The organism is Caulobacter sp. GW456-12-1-14-TSB4, from assembly GCF_059424195.1.
This window is the reverse complement of the sequence record NZ_JBWKZF010000011.1, coordinates 141,882-157,831: the sequence shown is the minus strand read 5'-3', so window position 1 is coordinate 157,831 and position 15,950 is coordinate 141,882. Positions and strand designations below refer to the sequence as shown.

At 67.4% G+C, this 15,950-nt stretch carries 17 protein-coding genes; 10 read left to right on the top strand and 7 right to left on the bottom strand.

The genetic code is table 11. The annotated features are described in order from the left end of the window. Positions 1-2 precede the first annotated feature (2 nt). The 3 genes from AC07YH_RS13000 (at position 3) to AC07YH_RS12990 (ending at position 1,653) form a co-directional block, all read left to right on the top strand. Positions 3-1,010: a fumarylacetoacetate hydrolase family protein gene (locus AC07YH_RS13000; RefSeq protein ID WP_494747400.1), complete on the top strand. Its 1,008-nt coding sequence runs from the start codon at positions 3-5 to the stop codon at positions 1,008-1,010. Then, positions 1,007-1,384 (top strand): Rieske (2Fe-2S) protein, encoded by a 378-nt coding sequence (locus AC07YH_RS12995; protein ID WP_494747399.1) that lies wholly within the window; start codon positions 1,007-1,009, stop codon positions 1,382-1,384. Before AC07YH_RS13000 ends, AC07YH_RS12995 begins: the two co-directional genes overlap by 4 nt. 74 nt (positions 1,385-1,458) lie before the next feature. After that, a complete protein-coding gene (locus AC07YH_RS12990; protein ID WP_494747398.1) occupies positions 1,459-1,653 on the top strand; it encodes a hypothetical protein in 195 nt (64 codons plus the stop codon). Between the two features lie 53 nt (positions 1,654-1,706). On the opposite strand, the gene AC07YH_RS12985 is transcribed toward AC07YH_RS12990, so the two are convergent. Beyond that, entirely contained in the window at positions 1,707-2,858 is a 1,152-nt protein-coding gene (locus AC07YH_RS12985; protein WP_494747397.1) for an outer membrane beta-barrel protein, read from the bottom strand. A 388-nt stretch (positions 2,859-3,246) separates the two neighbouring features. On the opposite strand from AC07YH_RS12985, the gene AC07YH_RS12980 reads away from it, so the two are divergent. Then, a complete protein-coding gene (locus AC07YH_RS12980; RefSeq protein ID WP_494747396.1) occupies positions 3,247-3,930 on the top strand; it encodes a hypothetical protein in 684 nt (227 codons plus the stop codon). Between the two features lie 69 nt (positions 3,931-3,999). After that, positions 4,000-4,530, top strand: a complete 531-nt coding sequence (locus AC07YH_RS12975; protein WP_494747395.1) for a hypothetical protein — start codon at positions 4,000-4,002, stop codon at positions 4,528-4,530. 174 nt (positions 4,531-4,704) lie between these two features. Here AC07YH_RS12975 and AC07YH_RS12970 read toward each other — a convergent pair whose 3' ends face one another. Genes AC07YH_RS12970 through AC07YH_RS12960 form a run of 3 tightly spaced genes read right to left on the bottom strand, consistent with a single transcriptional unit; the run spans position 4,705 to position 7,226 of the window. Next, positions 4,705-5,196, bottom strand: coding sequence for a RidA family protein (locus tag AC07YH_RS12970; RefSeq protein ID WP_494747394.1), 492 nt, complete (start codon positions 5,194-5,196; stop codon positions 4,705-4,707). A 24-nt stretch (positions 5,197-5,220) separates the two neighbouring features. Then, positions 5,221-5,610, bottom strand: coding sequence for a c-type cytochrome (locus AC07YH_RS12965; RefSeq protein ID WP_494747393.1), 390 nt, complete (start codon positions 5,608-5,610; stop codon positions 5,221-5,223). Positions 5,611-5,624: 14 nt separating this feature from the next. Continuing rightward, positions 5,625-7,226 (bottom strand): flavin monoamine oxidase family protein, encoded by a 1,602-nt coding sequence (locus tag AC07YH_RS12960; protein WP_494747392.1) that lies wholly within the window; start codon positions 7,224-7,226, stop codon positions 5,625-5,627. Positions 7,227-7,497: 271 nt separating this feature from the next. Between AC07YH_RS12960 and AC07YH_RS12955 the strand changes: the two genes are divergently transcribed. After that, positions 7,498-8,043: a GNAT family N-acetyltransferase gene (locus AC07YH_RS12955; protein ID WP_494747391.1), complete on the top strand. Its 546-nt coding sequence runs from the start codon at positions 7,498-7,500 to the stop codon at positions 8,041-8,043. On the opposite strand, the gene AC07YH_RS12950 is transcribed toward AC07YH_RS12955, so the two are convergent. Then, a complete protein-coding gene (locus AC07YH_RS12950) occupies positions 8,040-8,618 on the bottom strand; it encodes a TetR/AcrR family transcriptional regulator (protein ID WP_494747390.1) in 579 nt (192 codons plus the stop codon). The two genes, AC07YH_RS12955 and AC07YH_RS12950, sit on opposite strands and share 4 nt — an antisense overlap. Positions 8,619-8,724: 106 nt before the next feature. On the opposite strand from AC07YH_RS12950, the gene AC07YH_RS12945 reads away from it, so the two are divergent. After that, a complete protein-coding gene (locus AC07YH_RS12945) occupies positions 8,725-9,462 on the top strand; it encodes an SDR family NAD(P)-dependent oxidoreductase (protein WP_494747389.1) in 738 nt (245 codons plus the stop codon). 63 nt (positions 9,463-9,525) lie between these two features. Here the strand turns inward: AC07YH_RS12945 and AC07YH_RS12940 are convergent, their stop codons facing one another. Both AC07YH_RS12940 and AC07YH_RS12935 read right to left on the bottom strand, forming a co-directional pair. After that, entirely contained in the window at positions 9,526-12,027 is a 2,502-nt protein-coding gene (locus AC07YH_RS12940; RefSeq protein ID WP_494747388.1) for a TonB-dependent receptor plug domain-containing protein, read from the bottom strand. Positions 12,028-12,349: 322 nt separating this feature from the next. Continuing rightward, positions 12,350-12,718, bottom strand: a complete 369-nt coding sequence (locus AC07YH_RS12935; protein ID WP_494747387.1) for a hypothetical protein — start codon at positions 12,716-12,718, stop codon at positions 12,350-12,352. A gap of 85 nt (positions 12,719-12,803) precedes the next feature. Between AC07YH_RS12935 and AC07YH_RS12930 the strand changes: the two genes are divergently transcribed. Genes AC07YH_RS12930 through chrA form a run of 3 tightly spaced genes read left to right on the top strand, consistent with a single transcriptional unit; the run spans position 12,804 to position 15,899 of the window. Next, entirely contained in the window at positions 12,804-13,787 is a 984-nt protein-coding gene (locus tag AC07YH_RS12930) for a helix-turn-helix transcriptional regulator (protein WP_494747386.1), read from the top strand. Positions 13,788-13,797: 10 nt separating this feature from the next. Further along, a complete protein-coding gene (gene rlmJ, locus AC07YH_RS12925) occupies positions 13,798-14,619 on the top strand; it encodes a 23S rRNA (adenine(2030)-N(6))-methyltransferase RlmJ (protein ID WP_494747385.1) in 822 nt (273 codons plus the stop codon). Next, positions 14,616-15,899: a chromate efflux transporter gene (chrA, locus tag AC07YH_RS12920; protein ID WP_494747384.1), complete on the top strand. Its 1,284-nt coding sequence runs from the start codon at positions 14,616-14,618 to the stop codon at positions 15,897-15,899. Before rlmJ ends, chrA begins: the two co-directional genes overlap by 4 nt. Positions 15,900-15,950 lie beyond the last annotated feature (51 nt).

Sequence of the window (15,950 nt, the reverse complement as noted above, 5' to 3'; positions counted from 1 at the left end):
CGATGAAGCTCGCGTCTCTCAAGGGCGGCCGCGACGGCCGGCTTGTGGTGGTCTCCAACGACCTGGCCTGGTTCACCGACGCCGGGACCATCGCGCCGACGTTGCAGGCCGCGCTGGACAACTGGGAGCGCTGCGGGCCGATGTTGCAGGGGCTGGCCGACAGCCTCGAGCACGGCGCCGTGCCGCAGGAACGCTTCCATGAGCACGACGCCCTGAGCCCGCTGCCGCGCGCCTATCAGTGGGTCGACGGCTCGGCCTATGTGAACCACGTGCAGTTGGTGCGTCAGGCGCGCGGCGCCGAGATGCCCGAGAGCTTCTGGACCGATCCCCTGATGTACCAGGGCGCGTCGGACGGCTTCCTGGCCCCCCGTGACCCGATCCCGCTGGCGGACGCCAGCTGGGGCTGTGACCTGGAGGGCGAGGTCGCCGTGATCGTCGACGACGTGCCGCAGGGCGCGACCCGCGAGGAGGCTCTGGCGGCCATCCGCCTGGTCATGCTGTGCAACGACGTCAGCTTGCGCAACCTGATCCCGGCGGAGTTGGGCAAGGGCTTCGGCTTCGTGCAATCCAAGCCGCACAGCGCCTTCTCGCCGGTGGCGGTGTCGCCCGCAGCGTTGGGCGACGCCTGGAAGGACGGCAAGCTGCACGGCGCGCTGCTGGTCGAGCTGGACGGCAAGGACTTCGGCAAGGCCAATGCCGGCGTCGATATGACCTTCGACTTCGGCACCCTGGTGGCCCACGCCGCCAAGACCCGGTCCTTGAGCGCCGGCACGATCGTCGGCTCGGGCACGGTGAGCAACCGTGGCGAGGACGGCGGTCCCGGCAAGCCGATCAGCGAGGGCGGCCTGGGCTATTCGTGCCTGGCTGAGCTGCGCACGGTCGAGACCATCCTGCACGGCGCGGCCAAGACGCCGTTCCTGCTGGGCGACGACACCATCCGCATCGAGATGAAGGACGCCAAGGGCCACACGATCTTCGGCGCCATCGAGCAGACGGTCGAGCGGGTTTGAGCGAAGACGCGCCTGCCACGGTCGGACGGATCTGGTCGACGCGCGCCGGGATCAATCTCGGCCCGCTGGACCTGATCGCCGACGGCAAGGCGCGGAACTATGTGCTGCAGATCGGCGAGAACCGCTTCCACGGCTTCGTGGTGCGCCGGGGCGAGGCGGTGTTCGGCTATGTCGACCGCTGCCCGCACGCCGGCCTGCCGCTGGCCCAGGAACTGGACCGCTATTTGACCCCCGACGGCGAGCTGATCATGTGCTCGTGGCACGGGGCCGTGTTCACGGTGGAGGAGGGGGCCTGCGTCGGCGGTCCCTGCGTGGGCGCCAAGCTTTCGCCGTGGCCGGTCGAGGCGCGGGAAGGACGCATTGTCACGGCCTGAGGGTTAACCCTGTTTGGTCAGGCCTGCTTAAGGCTTGCCGCCCAGATTGCCCGCGATCCGCAGAGGAACGCGTCGTGCAGATTTCCGCCTCCAACGCCGCCCAGTACACGCCGCGCCCGGCCACTTCGAGCGACGCCGCCGCGAAGATCGTCGACCTGACGCAGCTGGCGGTGGCTCAGACCAACGCCCAGGCCACGGCCTCGGCCGGCGCGGCCCTGGCGCAGACCACGGGCGAGCTGACCGGCACGCTGGTCAACATCTCGGCCTGAGCAGCTTAAGACCGCCCCGTCTCCCACGAGAGAAGACGGGGCCAGTTCCAGTTCTAGAACAGAATGCCCGTCTCGATCAGCGCGCGGGTCTGGGATTTCTTGTCGCCATTGGCGCCCAGGCCCGAGCCAGCGGCGTAGTCGTTCAGCTTGATGTAGGCGACCTCGCCCCGCACGAAGAACGCGCCCTTCTGGTAGGTGGGCGTCAGGGTCAGGGTCGTGGCCTTGCTGTCGGGGCCATACAGCAGGTTGGTCACGCCGTTGCCGTCGGTGGTGATGTGTTCAGCCCGGGCGGCCAGCGAGAAGGTGTCGCTGAAGCTGTACTTGCCCAGCACCGCCACGCCCGTGGTCGAGGCCTTCTCGGTGACGCCCAGCGACGGCATCTTGGGCACGCGCGTGTACTGGACGTAGGGCATGATCGTCAGCGGCCCGTTGGTGTGGGTCCAGATCAGGTTGTAGATTTCGGAGTTGTTCTGCAGCAGCGGCGTGGCCGAGGTGGAGACGTCGACCGCCTTGTCGAAATTGGCCCCGCCGGCGAAGGCGATGACGTTCTTGTCGTTGACGGCGTAGGACACCAGGGCCGAGCCCCAGCTGTACTTGTCGGAATAGAAGCCGTCGTTCAGCGAGGCGGAGATGCTGAGCGGGCCGGCGGCGTAGTTCACCTGGACGCCGCGGTTGATCAGGTTCTCCTGGTTCCACAGCTGGCCGCGGGTGATGTTGGCGTTCTGGAAGGTGAAGCTGTACTCGGCGCCGATCAGGGTCGGGAGCTTGCCGACCATGATCGAGAAGTTCTCACTGGGCACGAACTTCACGAACGCCTGCGACACCGTGCCGAAGGTGTTCTTGGTGTTGTCGGTCGCCTCGCCATAGGGGACGCCGATGGTCGGGAACGAGTAGGCGCCGAACTGGGCGAAGAACTGGATCGGCCCCTCGGTGGTCTGGACCATCACCTGGGCGTTGGAGATGTCGCCACGGGATTTGACGTCGCTGCCGGCCTTGCGGTCCTGCACATAGCCGATGCCGCTGATCGCGCCGGTGACATAGACATTGCCCAGCGGCCCGGCGTCGATCGAGGTCGGCTTGGGATTGGCGGCCAGGGGCCAACTCATCGACGGCGTGGTCATGGCTTGGGCCGAGGCCGACCCGGCGGCGGCCAGGGCGAGCATCATGGCGGCGCCAGCGAGCGCGGCGGACTTGGTGAATTTCATCGGACTATCCCCTTGGACGACGACAACCGCGGTCTTCCGGTCGAGCGGAAGGGCGTGTCGAATGTCCAAGGCTGAGACGTGAGCGGGTCTCGGCGAAGCATAGTGGCGCTGAACTGCGCCCATCTTCTGATTGTGGGCTAAATATTGAGCGGCTTGTGGCTCAATGGTTGAACATTTCTACATCGGAAAATGATAACATTTCCAGATGCTTGCTGTATCGTGTCAAACTATGTCTATCGATTTTATTGTTATCTATTGTCTTGGGTGATGGCTGGCTCGTCATCGCCCAGGCGCGCTTCGAGCCCATTGCGGAGGTGTTTCGAAGCACTCCATTTTACCCGCTCGATTCCGGGGTGGGTGGAGCGTTCAAGTGTCTGATGGACCGCGCGTGGCCAAGAGCGGCTGGATGCTCTTCGGGATCGGACTTCTCGCCGCTTCCCCGTTCATTCCCCCGACCCAGATCGGGCTGCTGCTGCCGGGGATGATCGCGTTGGGCTTCATGGCGCGGAGCCACATGCTCAATCCGGACCTCTCCATCGCCGTCTATCCGTATCAGGTCCTGATCTTCAACATCCCGATCGTGGGCTGGTGGCTGGCGCTGAGGCCGATCGTTCCGGACGGGCGCTGGGAGCTGCCGGCCATGGCGGCCGCATCGGTGTGCTACAGCTTCTCGGTCGGCGCCGTTGGCCTCTATCTGTGGCTCATGCGTCGATCGATGCCGGCGAGATGGGCTCTTCTCGCGGCGACAGCGGGTCTGCTGGCGATCTCCGTCGCCATGATCCTGACGGTCGCCAAGACGCAGGACGGCGCCTTGATCGCGTTCGCCGCCGTCGCCACGACCTTCGCCCTGCTCCTGCAAAGGCTGCTGGCGCTGCCTTTCGACGACGAGCTCCTGGAGACGCGGAACAAGCTCATGGCCGTGACCGGCGTGGCGCTGTTCATCGCGTATCAGTTCAAGCTGTTGCCGGCGATCTTCGCGCCAGCCCTTGTCTATGGCGGCGGCTGGTTGCTGGCCGGGGCGCTGTTCACCCTCGTGATGAGCGCGATCTCGGAGATGCGCGCGTCAAGCTGACGACCGGGGTGGGGATCGGTCGCGGGCCTCTACGCGTCTCTACGGGAGACGCGTAGAAAGGAATCCCGCATGTCTTCACGAGCCATGGTCGCCAGCGTGCTTTCCATCCTGGCCTTGGCCGCATGCGGCGAGCGGTCCGCGCCGGCCGACAAGGCCGAAGCGCCGGCGAGCGCCCCGGCGGCGCCGACGCCCGCGGCGCCATCCGCGCCAGCGCCAGCCGCCGCGCCCGAGCGCGAGGCGCTGATCGAGCCGTCGCGTGACCTGGGCGGCGTCCTGCCGCTCAAGCACGGCATCTTCGTCTCGGCCGACATCCCTTGCAGCGACCCGCCCAACGCGGCGCTGCGCCGCTATGATGGCGAAGGGCTGAGCGGGGCCCACACGCATGCCTGCCGGATCAAGATCGTCGGCCAGCGGGGCAAGTCCTACGATATCGAGCAGTCCTGCATCGACGCGGGCCGGGGACCCGGACCGCGCTCGACCGAGGCGGCGACGATCGACATCCAGGACAATCTGACTTTCACCCTCAAGCGGGGCGGCGCGGGCGAGACGTTCCGCTACTGCGCGGCGTCGGAGCTTCCGCCGGGCCTGCGCAGCTGGTGAGCCGGACGCCAGACAAAAGAACGGCCGCCTTCCAGGAGAAGAAGGCGGCCGAGTCATTGGGAGGAAACGCCCGAAAGGGCTGAGTTCCATATAGCCGTCTGGAAGCGATTTGACAACGTTGTCACGAAATTATTTCGTGGAACGGTGAAATGGGAGCCCCGCGTGGGCTCCGCGCTACTTCTTCTTCGCGGCCTGGACCTCGATCTCGACCAGCATGCCGTCCTGGACCAGCGAGGTGATCTGGCTGGTGATGCGCGAGGGCTTGTTGGGCTGGGTCGCGGTGCCGAAGTAGGTCTTGTAGCCCTCCATCATGCCGGCGAAGTCCATCTTGCCCTCCTTGGCCGGGTCGCCGACCAGCAGGACGCGCATCATGACGACGTCGGCCATGGTCGCGCCCTGGGTCTTCAGCGCGGCCTCGATGCGGCCCAGCACGCCCAGGGTCTGGGTCTTGGTGTCGCCGAACTTGGCCACGCCCGTGGCCTTCTCGTCGATCACCGGCGGGGTCATGCCCGAGACGTAGATGGTGTCGAAGCCGGCCGGCACGGTGACGACACTGGCGATCGGCGACTTGGGATCGCCGCCCCGGACGATCTCCTGAGCGTGGGCGGCGGCGTCGAAGCCGGCGAGGGCGACGATGCCGGCGGCGAGGGCGATGAGGCGTTTCATGATCTTCTCCCGTTGGAATTTGGATTAGTGGGCCTGCAGGCCGCGCGCCTTGGCGGCGGCCTTGGCGGCGTTGCGGGCGGCCAGGACGTCGGCGGGCTTGATGGCCGAGGCCTTGTTGCCCCACGACGAGCGGACATAGGTCAGGATGGCCGCCAGGTCGGCGTCGGTCAGGTCGTCCTTGAAGGCCGGCATGCCGGCGCGGCCATTGAGCACCGTGGTCATGACGATCTTCGGATCGCCCTGCACGAAGGCCGAGCCGGCCAGGGCCGGGAAGGCGCCCTTGACGCCCTTGCCCGTAGGCTGGTGGCAGGCCGAGCAGTTGTCCAGGAACTGCGACTGCGGGGTCGCCGCTGAAGCGAGCGCGGGAAGGGTCAGCGCCGCGACGAGGGCGGCGAGTTGGATAGCTTTGCTCATCATGTCCTCGGGGCTCAGGCTTGCGACACGCGGGCGTGGATCTTGCCGATCTGCTGCCAGGCGGACTCGATGGCCCCGGCCTGCCAGCCGCCCAGATAGCTGAGGTGCTCGCCGGCCAGGTACAGGCGGCCGTCGGGCTCGCACAGGGTGGGATAGCTATCCTTGCGGCCGGTCTCGCCCCACTCGGCCCAGCCCCCCAGATTGTACTCGGCCAGGTGCCAGCTGAAGGAGAAGGCGTTGTCGAAATTGGCGGCGTATTCCGGGAAGATCTTCTGGCCGGCGGCGACCGCGAAGGCCGCGCGCTCGGCCGGGGTCTTGGCGCTGATCCGCGCCGCCTCGCCGCCAAACGCGTAGTAGCCCAGCAGCACGCCCTTCTGACCCTGCCAGCCATAGGAGGGCAGGGTGATCGTGTTGATCCCGGGCAGGTCGTTATAGATGTGGCCGCCGTAGATGTGGTGGTTGTCCTCCCAGAAGCGGCTCTTCATCTGGAGGCCGATCTTGTTGACCGGGGCGTAGGCCACGCCGCTCATCGCCGCCTTGAAGCCGGGCGAGGCGTCCAGGTCGATCTGCTTCAGCACGCTGAGCGGGATGGTGCACAGGCAGTAGTCGGCGGTGACCTCCGCCGCCTTGCCGTCGGCGCCCTTGTACGAGACCGTCACGCCGGTGGGCGACTGCTTGATCTTCTCGACGACCGCGCCGTAGCGGATCATCGGTCCGACCTGCTTCTCGAAGGCCTTGGCGATCTGGTCCATGCCGCCGATCGGCTGCAGCATGGTGCGCTGCTGCTCGTAGCCGGTGACCGAGCTCAGGACCTTCCACGCGCCGCTGTCGAGCACGTCCTTGAAGGCGAAGGGCGGCAGCTCCTTGCCGGGGCCAGGGGCCACGCCCGCGCCTGGGTGGACCGAGAAGCCACGGCCCTCGGTGCCCTTGTAGGCCAGGTCCTTGGACAGGCGCCCTTCGGTGACCAGGTAGGAGACGAACTTCTCGCGATCGATGCCGCTCAGCGGCGCATCCAGCTGGCCCTGGCTGGCGGCCTTGGCGACCAGCTCGGCGGTGTAGCCGCGGATGTCGGCGGCGACCTCGCCCTTGCGGACGGGCTTGCCGGCCAACGGGCCCTGGCCCTTCTCGAAATAGATATAGGCCGCGTCGTTGTCGTTGACGAAGCTCTCCAGCGGCACGCCAAACTTCTTGGTGTAGTGCAGGGTGGAGCGGTGGTGGTACGGGATCCGCCACGGGCCGTGGTTGATGTACTGGCCCTCGTCGAATTCGCAGGTCTGTTCGTGGCCGATCAGGTCGGTGTGCTTGAAGCCCTTGCGCGCCGTCTGGCAGCGGCCGCCGGCATAGGCGCGGGCCTCCAGCACCTGCACCTGATAGCCAGCCTTGCTCAATTCGTAGGCGGCGGTCATGCCCGCCAGACCCGCGCCCAGGATGACGATCTTTGTCCCCTTGGCACCGCCGGTCAGTTCGGGCGGCAGCTCGGTGGCCGAGGCCATGCCGTAGCCCAGCGCCTCCATGCCCGACAGCACCAGCGACATGCCGCCCACCGCGGCCAGGCTTTCGAAGAACCGACGACGGGTGAGTACGCCACCCGCCGAAGACGCGTCCAATCCGCTCATAACATCCCCGCCCGTCTTGTTGTCGGCGCGCGCCTGAGGACGTCGCGCTCGAGGCCGGCGGACGCTGTCGCGCCGGAACGCCGTCATCTCGAAATCACCGCCTCCCCGAGGCAATCCGTTTTCAATCGCGACACAAAGTGACATGTCAGTCGCCTTGGCATTGGGCGCCTGGGGCGGCGGGTGAGCGATCGGTGGGCGAGGGCGGAACATTGTCCGGCGTCGCAGCGAATCCCTGTTTGCTGGCGTCCGGCCGCGACGTGATGGAACCGTGATGAACTCGTCCGAACCCGCCCTTCAATTGCGCCTGGCGCGCGCCGAGGACATGCCCGTCCTGTCGGCCCTGATGGACCGCGCGATCGGCGAGCTGCTGCAAGCGTTCCTGCCGCCCGAGGGCGTGAAGGCCTCGTTCGAGATCATGGGCCTGGACACCCAGCTGATCGCCGACGGCACCTATTTCGTCGTGGAAGATGGTGGCGAAATCGCCGGCTGTGGCGGATGGAGTCGACGCGCCACCCTGTTCGGCGGCGACCACTCGGCCGGCCGCGACGCTGCCGTGCTGGATCCGAAGATCGACGCCGCCCGGGTGCGCGCGATGTACACCCACCCCGACCACACCCGCAAAGGCGTCGGCCGCGTCGTGCTGGACGCCTGCGAGGCCGCCGCCCGCGCCGAGGGCTTCACGCGCGTCGAGATGGCCGCGACCATGGGTGGCGTGCCGCTGTACCGCGCCTGCGGCTACCACGACATCGAGCCGTTCGAGGCGGTGACCTCGACGGGCTACCGCGTGCCGCTGATCCGGATGGGCAAGGGGCTCTAGCGGGGCGCCAGGCCACGCAGGGCCAGGCGCGCCATCTCGCGGAGGTCCGCCTCGTCGACGCCGCCGCGCGCCGAGACCTTCAGGCCCGAGCGTAGGGCCAGCAGCATCTTGGCGGCCGCCACGGCATCCAGCCCGGCGTCGAACTGGCCGGCAGCGATCCCGTCCCGAACGTGCTCGGCGAAAGCGGTGACCACGGCGACGCCGGCCGCGTCGTTCAGGGCGTTGACGTCGGTGTCCGAGCGACTGAACTCGACGATCGAGCCGACGCCCAGGCAGCCGGTCTCGACATCGGCGCTGGAGCCCAGCCCGACCAGCAGGGCGGCTTCGATCCCCTCGACCGGCGTTCCCTTGTCCAGGGCCTCGCGCATCTGAGCCAGCGAGTCGGCGGCGTAGCGGCGCAGGGCTTCCAGGAACAGCCGCCGCTTGTCGCCGAATGCGCCGTAGAGGCTCTGGCGGGCGATGCCCATGCCCTGCAGCAGGTCGCTCGTGGACGCCGCCTCATAGCCATGGCGCGCGAACACCTTGATCGCGCTGGCGATCGCTTCATCCCGATCGAACTCTGAGGGTCTGGCCATTGTCGCATCCTAGCGATCTGGACCAATGAGTCCAGAATGTTATTGACTGATTGGTCCGGAATGGATCATGGATTTGGGACCAATCAGTCCAAAACGGAAATCCATCATGTCAGACACCTTCTCGCCCACCGCGCCTGCCCTGGTCTTCGGCGGCTCGCGCGGCATGGGCGCCGCCATCGTCCGGCGCCTCGCCGCCGAGGGACGTCCGGTCGCTTTCACCTATGTCAGCGCGCCCGACAAGGCCGCAGTCCTGGTCCAGGACATCCAGGCCGCTGGCGGGACCGCCCTGGCGATCCAAGCCGACAGCGCCGACGCCGAGGCGGTGCGCCGCGCGGTCGAGAATGCGGTCGAACGTTTTGGCCCGCTGGGTGTGCTGGTGGTCAACGCCGGCATCCTGATGGGCGGCCCGATCGGCGATTTCGCCATCGAAGACTTCGACCGCATGCTGGCGGTCAATGTGCGGGGCGTGTTCGCCGCCATCCGCTATGCCACGCCGCATCTGCTGGACGGCGGCCGTATCATCACCATCGGCAGCAACACGGCCGACCGGATCGGCAGCCCGGGGTCCAGTGTCTACGCCATGACCAAGGCGGCGGTGGCCCAGCTGGTGCGCGGGGCCTCGCTGGACTTCGCGCCGCGCGGGATCACGGTCAACAACGTCCAGCCCGGCCCGGTCGAGACCGACATGACCGCGCCTCTTATGGACTACATCCGGCCTCGGTTGCCGCTCGGCCGCGTCGGCCAGCCGGACGAGATCGCCGACCTCGTCGCCTGGCTGACCGGTCCCGGCGCGGGCTATATGACCGGCGCCAGCCTGACCATCGACGGCGGCTGGAGCGTCTGACGCCCAAGCAAAAGGGGCGGACCTCGCGGTCCGCCCCTTCGCTGTTCAGTCTGAGCCCAAGCCCTAGAAGGCGTAGGTCAGGCGGCCATAGTAGTAGCCGCCGTTGATGCCGTAGGGCGAGAAGCCCGGGTACTGGGTCACGCAGCCGCCGCCCGAAGCGACACAGGCGGTCTGGAACGCGGCCGAGAACTTGTCCGGATACTTGTTGAACAGGTTGTTGGCGCCGATCGCGGCGGTGACGCCGACCGGGAACTTGTACGAGAGCTCGGCGTCGGTGATCGCCGCGCTGCTGGCCACGGTGTCCAGCAGCGGACCGGTGCCCGGATCCGACAGGGCCGAGGCCTTGCCGTAGAAGGTTTCGGTCAGCGACAGCGAGACCTTGCCGAAGGTGTAGAGGCCGTTCAGGCCGATCTTGTACTTCGGCGCGGCCTTTTCGAGCAGCGAAGCGGCGTTGCCGGCGAACAGGACCTGGCCCGACGGGAAGGCGGTGCTGGTGGTCGCCAGGGCGGTCGGGGCGGCCTTGACCTTGGTGATCTTGGTCTTGTTGAAGTTGCCCGACAGCGTCCAGTCGATGCGGCCCATGTCGCCCAGGTCGGTCGGATAGGCGACCACGAAGTCCAGGCCGCGGGTGCGGGTGTCCAGGCCGTTCGAGAAGATGTTGATGCCGGTGCTGGCCACCGTGCTGTCCAGCACGTTGCCATTGGCGGCGATCGCGGCGTTGACGTTGCTGTTGACCACCACGCCGTTGCGCAGACCGTAGACCGAGCTGGAACCGAAGATGCGGTTCTTCAGGTTGATCTGATAGGCGTCGATCGTCGCCGTCATCTTCGGGATCGGGTGGGCCACGATGCCCAGGCTGTAGTTCTTCGACTTCTCGGGCTTCAGTCCGTCGATGCCCAGCAGGCGAGCGGCCGCCGAGTTCGGGGCCAGCTGCACGAAGGCGCTGGTCGGCGAGACGTTGGTGGCCGAGTAGTAGGATTCCGCCAGGGTCGGGGCGCGGAAGCCGGTCGAGGCCGTGCCGCGGATGGCGAACATCTCGTTGAAGTCATAGCGGCTGGTCAGCTTGACCACCGTGGTGTCGCCGAAGTCGCTGAACTTCTCGTAGCGGACGGCCGCGTCGACCTTCCACTCCGGAACCGGGGTGGCGGCGACATCGCCGTACAGCGCCCAGCTGGTGCGGGAATGGCCGCCGGCGTCGGTCTTCTGGAAGCCCGGATAGGACTGCGAGCCTTCCTTGTAGGTCGAGGCGGCGTCGCCCTGGCCGATACGGTAGGTGTCGCGGCGTTGCTCGTAACCGAGGGCGACGTTCACCGGGGCCGAGAAGCCGACCTCGAAGTCGTGGCGCAGATCGACGTTGTTGGTCCATTGGGTCGTGCGCCAGCTGCCGGCGTGGAACGAGGTCGGGGTGAAGCCCTTGGTCGTCGTGGTCGAGGTGTCGACATAGAGGCTGGCGTTGGCCGAGTCCTCGACGCGGACCTCGATGTCGTCCTTGCCGTAGGTCGACGAGACGTCGAGGTCCCAGCCCATGAGCTTGCCAGAGACGCCCAGCGTCATGGCGTAGTCGTCCTCGATGATGCGTTCACGCGGGCTGAAGCCCTTGGGGAACGGCATGTCGAGGGCGGCGCCCATCTTGCCGATGATGCGGTTGTAGCGGCGGTAGTTCTCGTAGGCCGAGGCGTCCTTGTGGCCCAGGGTGCCGAACGAATAGACCTCGAAGTCGGCCGGTAATTCGATGCCGGCGTTGTAGGTTAGGTTGTTCAGGCGGTACTCGGCGTCGCCCGAGATCAGGTTCAGGTTCGGATAGCCGGGGATCTTGCTTTCGACGGCGTTGTTGGCCGCCGAATAGCCGGAACTGGCCGGGTTGAACACGCGCTGGTCGGGCAGGCCGCGGTTGGAGAAACCGTGATATTTGCTCTCGACGGTGATGTTCAGATAGCTGTTCTCGGTCGGCGCCATGCCGATATTGATCGCGCCGCCGGCCGTCTTGCCGCCGCCGTCGAAATATTCGCCGCCCGTGGCCGAGATCGAGCCGCCCGAGGGGTTCTTCTTCAGGATGATGTTGACGACGCCGGCGATGGCGTCGGTGCCGTACTGGGCGGCGGCGCCGTCGGTCAGCACTTCGATGCGGCCGATGCCGGCCATTGGGATGAAGCCCAGGTCCGCGGCGGCGGCGCCCTGGTAGACGCCCGACAGCACGGCGAGGTTGCCGGTGGTGTGACGGCGCTTGCCGTTGACCAGCACCAGGGCCTGGTTGGGCGAGAGGCCGCGCAGGCGGGCCGAAAGGGTCAGGTTGGCGGTGTCGCCGCCGAACGCCTGGGCGTTGAACGACGGAACCAGGTTGGCCAGGCCGAGGCGAAGGTCGACCGCGCCGGTGCGTTCCAGCGTGCTGGTGTCGACGACCTGAACGGGGGCGGGGCTGTCGATGACGCGCAGGCCGGTCTGGCGCGTGCCGGTGACGATGATGGTGTCGACTTCAGTCTGATCCGGCGCCTTGTCGGGCGTGTCGGCGGCATAGGCTAAGGCAGAGTATCCAAGAGTAACCGAAAGCGCAGAAATACCCGCCAACAAGGCAGGTTTGAAACGCCGAGTCATTAATAGCCCCCTCTTTGTCTTTATGAACGCGTGATGATTCCCTTCTCCATGACGTTTTTCTCCCCGAGTTTATTATTTTTGACGCGGGTACTAAAAATCTATCGGGTACTGTCCGATCTATTCATGGGGATCGAAGTCGCGAATTTCGGCAATGGGGCGCTGAAATAAATCCGCAACACAAATGCCGGCGCCCGGTGGGCGCCGTTTTGCGCGGCGGCGGATCACGGATTTTGAGCAAATGGCGCCGCTTCTCCGCACGCGGAGGCGGTAGAGGGGGCGGTCGGCGCGGTCTGGTTCAGGCGACGAGGCGCATCGGTTCGGCCATCTCGCCGGTCTCTTCGCGCTCTTTGCTGTCTTCGGTCTCGAACAGGTCGAAAGCCTCTTCCCAGGCGGCCATCCGGGAATCGCGCAGTTCGGCGTCGTCGGTGATGCGGACGATCTGATCCTCGCGGTCGTTCCAGACCAGGCCGATGTCGGTGACCCGCTCGGCGTCGCGACCCAGCAGCAGGAAGATGTCGGCCCGCGCCGCGCGCTCGTGGCTGATCCGGCGCAGGGTGCGGCCGCCGCCCAGGTCGCGGTGGATGTCCGCGAAGTCGAGCACGGCCGAGACCATGGCCTGGTTCACGGGAGCGGTAGCCCAGGGGCTGCAAGCGAAGCGCGACATTGGTTTCTCCAGTCTCGACACGGGAAAGAATGTGCGGGTGTTGCGACAGAAACGGTCGTAATGTGTGTGCCTGTTTGAGGAACGCATGAGACACGAGAAAGCTACGCGCCTGCTGGACCTGGCCCGGATGCTGGCCGGTTCGGCCGAGGGGCTGACCCTGGACGAGATGGCCCAGGCGCTGGACGTCGGCCGCCGCACCGCCGAGCGGATGCGCGACGCCGTCTGGGCGGCCTTTCCGCAGATGGAAGCGATCGACGATCCGCCGACCAAGCGCTTCCGCATCCCCTCGGGCCTGGACAGCCTGTTCCAGACCCCGACCGCCGAGGAGCTGGCGGCCCTGCGCACGGCGGCGGATTCGCTGCGAGCTTCAGGCGCGGAAAGTCGCGCGGCCTCGCTTCATTCCCTGGAGGCCAAGCTGCTGTCGGCTCTGCGCGGCTCGGCTCGCCGCCGCGTGGCCCCCGATGTCGAGGCGTTGGTCCAGGCCGAGATGATCGCCGTCCACGCCGGCCCGCGTCCGTTCGAGGAGGAGTCGGTGCTGGCCACCATCCGCACGGCGATCAAAGGCTTGCAGGCCCTGTCGTTCCGCTACGAGGGCGGCAGCACGCCGGGGCGGACGCGGGAGGTGACGCCGCTGGGCGTCCTGTTCGGCCGCAGCAACTATCTGGTGGCGCTGGAAGGGAAGGGCGGCAAGCCGCGCTCCTGGCGCCTGGACCGGATGAGCGATCTGAAGGCGCTCGACAAGCCGGCGCCGCCGCCCGAGGACTTCTCGCTGCAGGCCTTCGCCGACGAGAGCTTCGGCATCTATCACGACGAGATCCAGGACGTGGTGCTGCGCATCAAGCCCAAGGGGGCCGAGGACGCCCTGCGCTGGCGCTTCCACCCGACCCAGACGGTGACGCAGGAGGCGGACGGCTCGGTGACCGTCACCTTCCGGGCCGGGGGCATGCGCGAACTGGCCTGGCACCTGTTCACCTGGGGGGACGCGGTGGAGATCGTCGCGCCCCAGACCCTCAAGGATAAGATGATCGAGGAACTGCACGAGGCTGGTCGCGCGCACGGGGCGTGGTAGGAGCGGGACCATGAACTACCGTCACGCCTTCCACGCCGGCAACTTCGCCGACCTGCACAAGCACGCGATCCTGCTGGCCATGCTGTCGGCCTTGCAGGAACAGAGCGCGGCCCTGTCGGTGATCGACTCCCATGCGGGGGCGGGCGGTTACGATCTCTCGGGCGAGATGTCCCGCCGTTCGGGCGAGGCCCAGGCGGGGATCTTCCGGCTGAAGGCGGCCAGCGATGCGCCGGCGGTGTTCGGTCCGTTGTTGAAGGCCGTGGCGGAGATGAACGGCGGAGAGGATGGCGACCTCTATCCGGGCTCGCCGCTACTGATGTCCCGCGCGCTGCGCAAGACCGACCGCTATGCCGGTTGCGAACTGCGGGCGGATGACGTGGCGCTGCTGCGCAAGAGCTTGGCGCCCTATGCCAACGCCCAGGCTCTGGAGGCCGACGGCTACGCGACCGCCGTGAACCAGGCCGGCAAGAGCGGTCGTCCCTTCATCGTCATCGATCCGCCGTTCGAGCGACCGGACGACTACCAGCAGATCGTGACCACGACCCGCGACGTCCTGGCCCGCGCGCGCGACGCGGCATTGGCCATCTGGCTGCCGGTCAAGGACCTGGAGACCTTCGACGCCTTCCTGCGCGGGATGGAAACCGTCACCAACGACCTGCTAGTGGCCGAGCTCCGCCTCCGGCCGCTGACGGACCCCATGAAGATGAACGGCTGCGCGATGGTGATGGTCGGCGCCCCGGCCAGCGTCGATGGCGCTGCCAGCGAGGCCGGCGACTGGATCGCCGCGCGCCTGGGCGAAAAGGGCGGTCGCTCGCGCGTCTGGCGCACGTGAGCCGTAAGCCGCCCAGCTTCGCCGAGGCCGTTCGGGTCTGGCTGAAGGTCGGGCTGCTGGGCTTCGGCGGTCCCGCCGGCCAGATCGCGCTTCTTCATAGAGAAGTGGTCGAGACCCGGGACTGGATCGAGGACGACGATTTCGCGCGGGCCTTGAGTTTCTGCATGTTGCTGCCGGGGCCCGAAGCCCAGCAACTGGCCACGTGGCTAGGCTGGCGGATGCACGGCATTCGTGGCGGCGTCGCGGCGGGGCTGCTGTTCGTGCTGCCCGGCCTGGCGGTGATGCTCGCCCTCTCGGCGCTCTATGTCGCCCATGGCCGTTCGAACTGGGCCGGGCCGGTGCTGCTGGGCCTGAAGGCGGCGGTGGTCGCGCTGGTCCTGCAAGCCCTGCTGAAGATCGGCCGGCGCACGATCAAGGACCGTACGTCCGCCGTCGTCGCCGGCGCGGCCTTCGCGGTGATGGCCTTCACGACCCTGCCGTTCCCGCTGGTGATCCTCTGCGCTGGAGCGTTCGGCTGGTTGACCGCCAAGGAGGGCGAGGGGAAAGCGCCGCCGCCCGCTCCGCCGCTGAAGGGCCAGGCCAGGACGGCGTTCGTTTGCCTGGCGCTGTGGCTGGCGCCGATCGCCCTGGCCTGGCTGGTCGCGCCGAACTCCGTGCTGGCCTGGATGGGCCTGACCTTCGGCGGGCTGGCGGCCATCAGCTTCGGCGGCGCCTATGCGGCCCTGGCCTATATCGGCCAGACGGCCTCGGCTCTGGGCTGGCTGTCGCCGACCCAGATGCTGGACGGACTGGGCCTGGCCGAGACCACGCCGGGACCGCTGATCCTGGTCTTCGTCTTCGTCGGCTTCGTCGGCGCCTTCCAGACCGCGCCGCCCGAGTGGGCCTGGGCGCTGGCCGTGCTGGGCGGGTTGCTGGCGGCCTGGACGACCTTCGCGCCGTCTTTCCTGTGGATCTTCGCCGGCGGGCCACTGTTCGAGCGCTGGGGCCGCCGGCCCAAGCCCGCGCGGGCGCTGGCCATGATCTCGGCCGCCGCCGGCGGCGTCATCGGCCAACTGGCCCTGTGGTTCGCCATCCACCTGCTGTTCCGCGGCGGCCAGACGATGGAGGTGGCGGGCCTGCTCAGCGTCATGCTGCCGGACGTCGGAAGCCTGAACCTGCCGGCTCTGGGCCTGACCGTCCTGGCCCTGGCGCTGACCTTCGCCACGCGCTTGCCGATGCTGGCGATGATCGGTGTGCTGATCGTCGCGGGCGTGCTCCTGAAGGTGCTCGGCGCGAGTTGACCTAAGGTCAGCATTTTTGCGCTTGCGAACGAATTTTCCGTGTTATGCTGC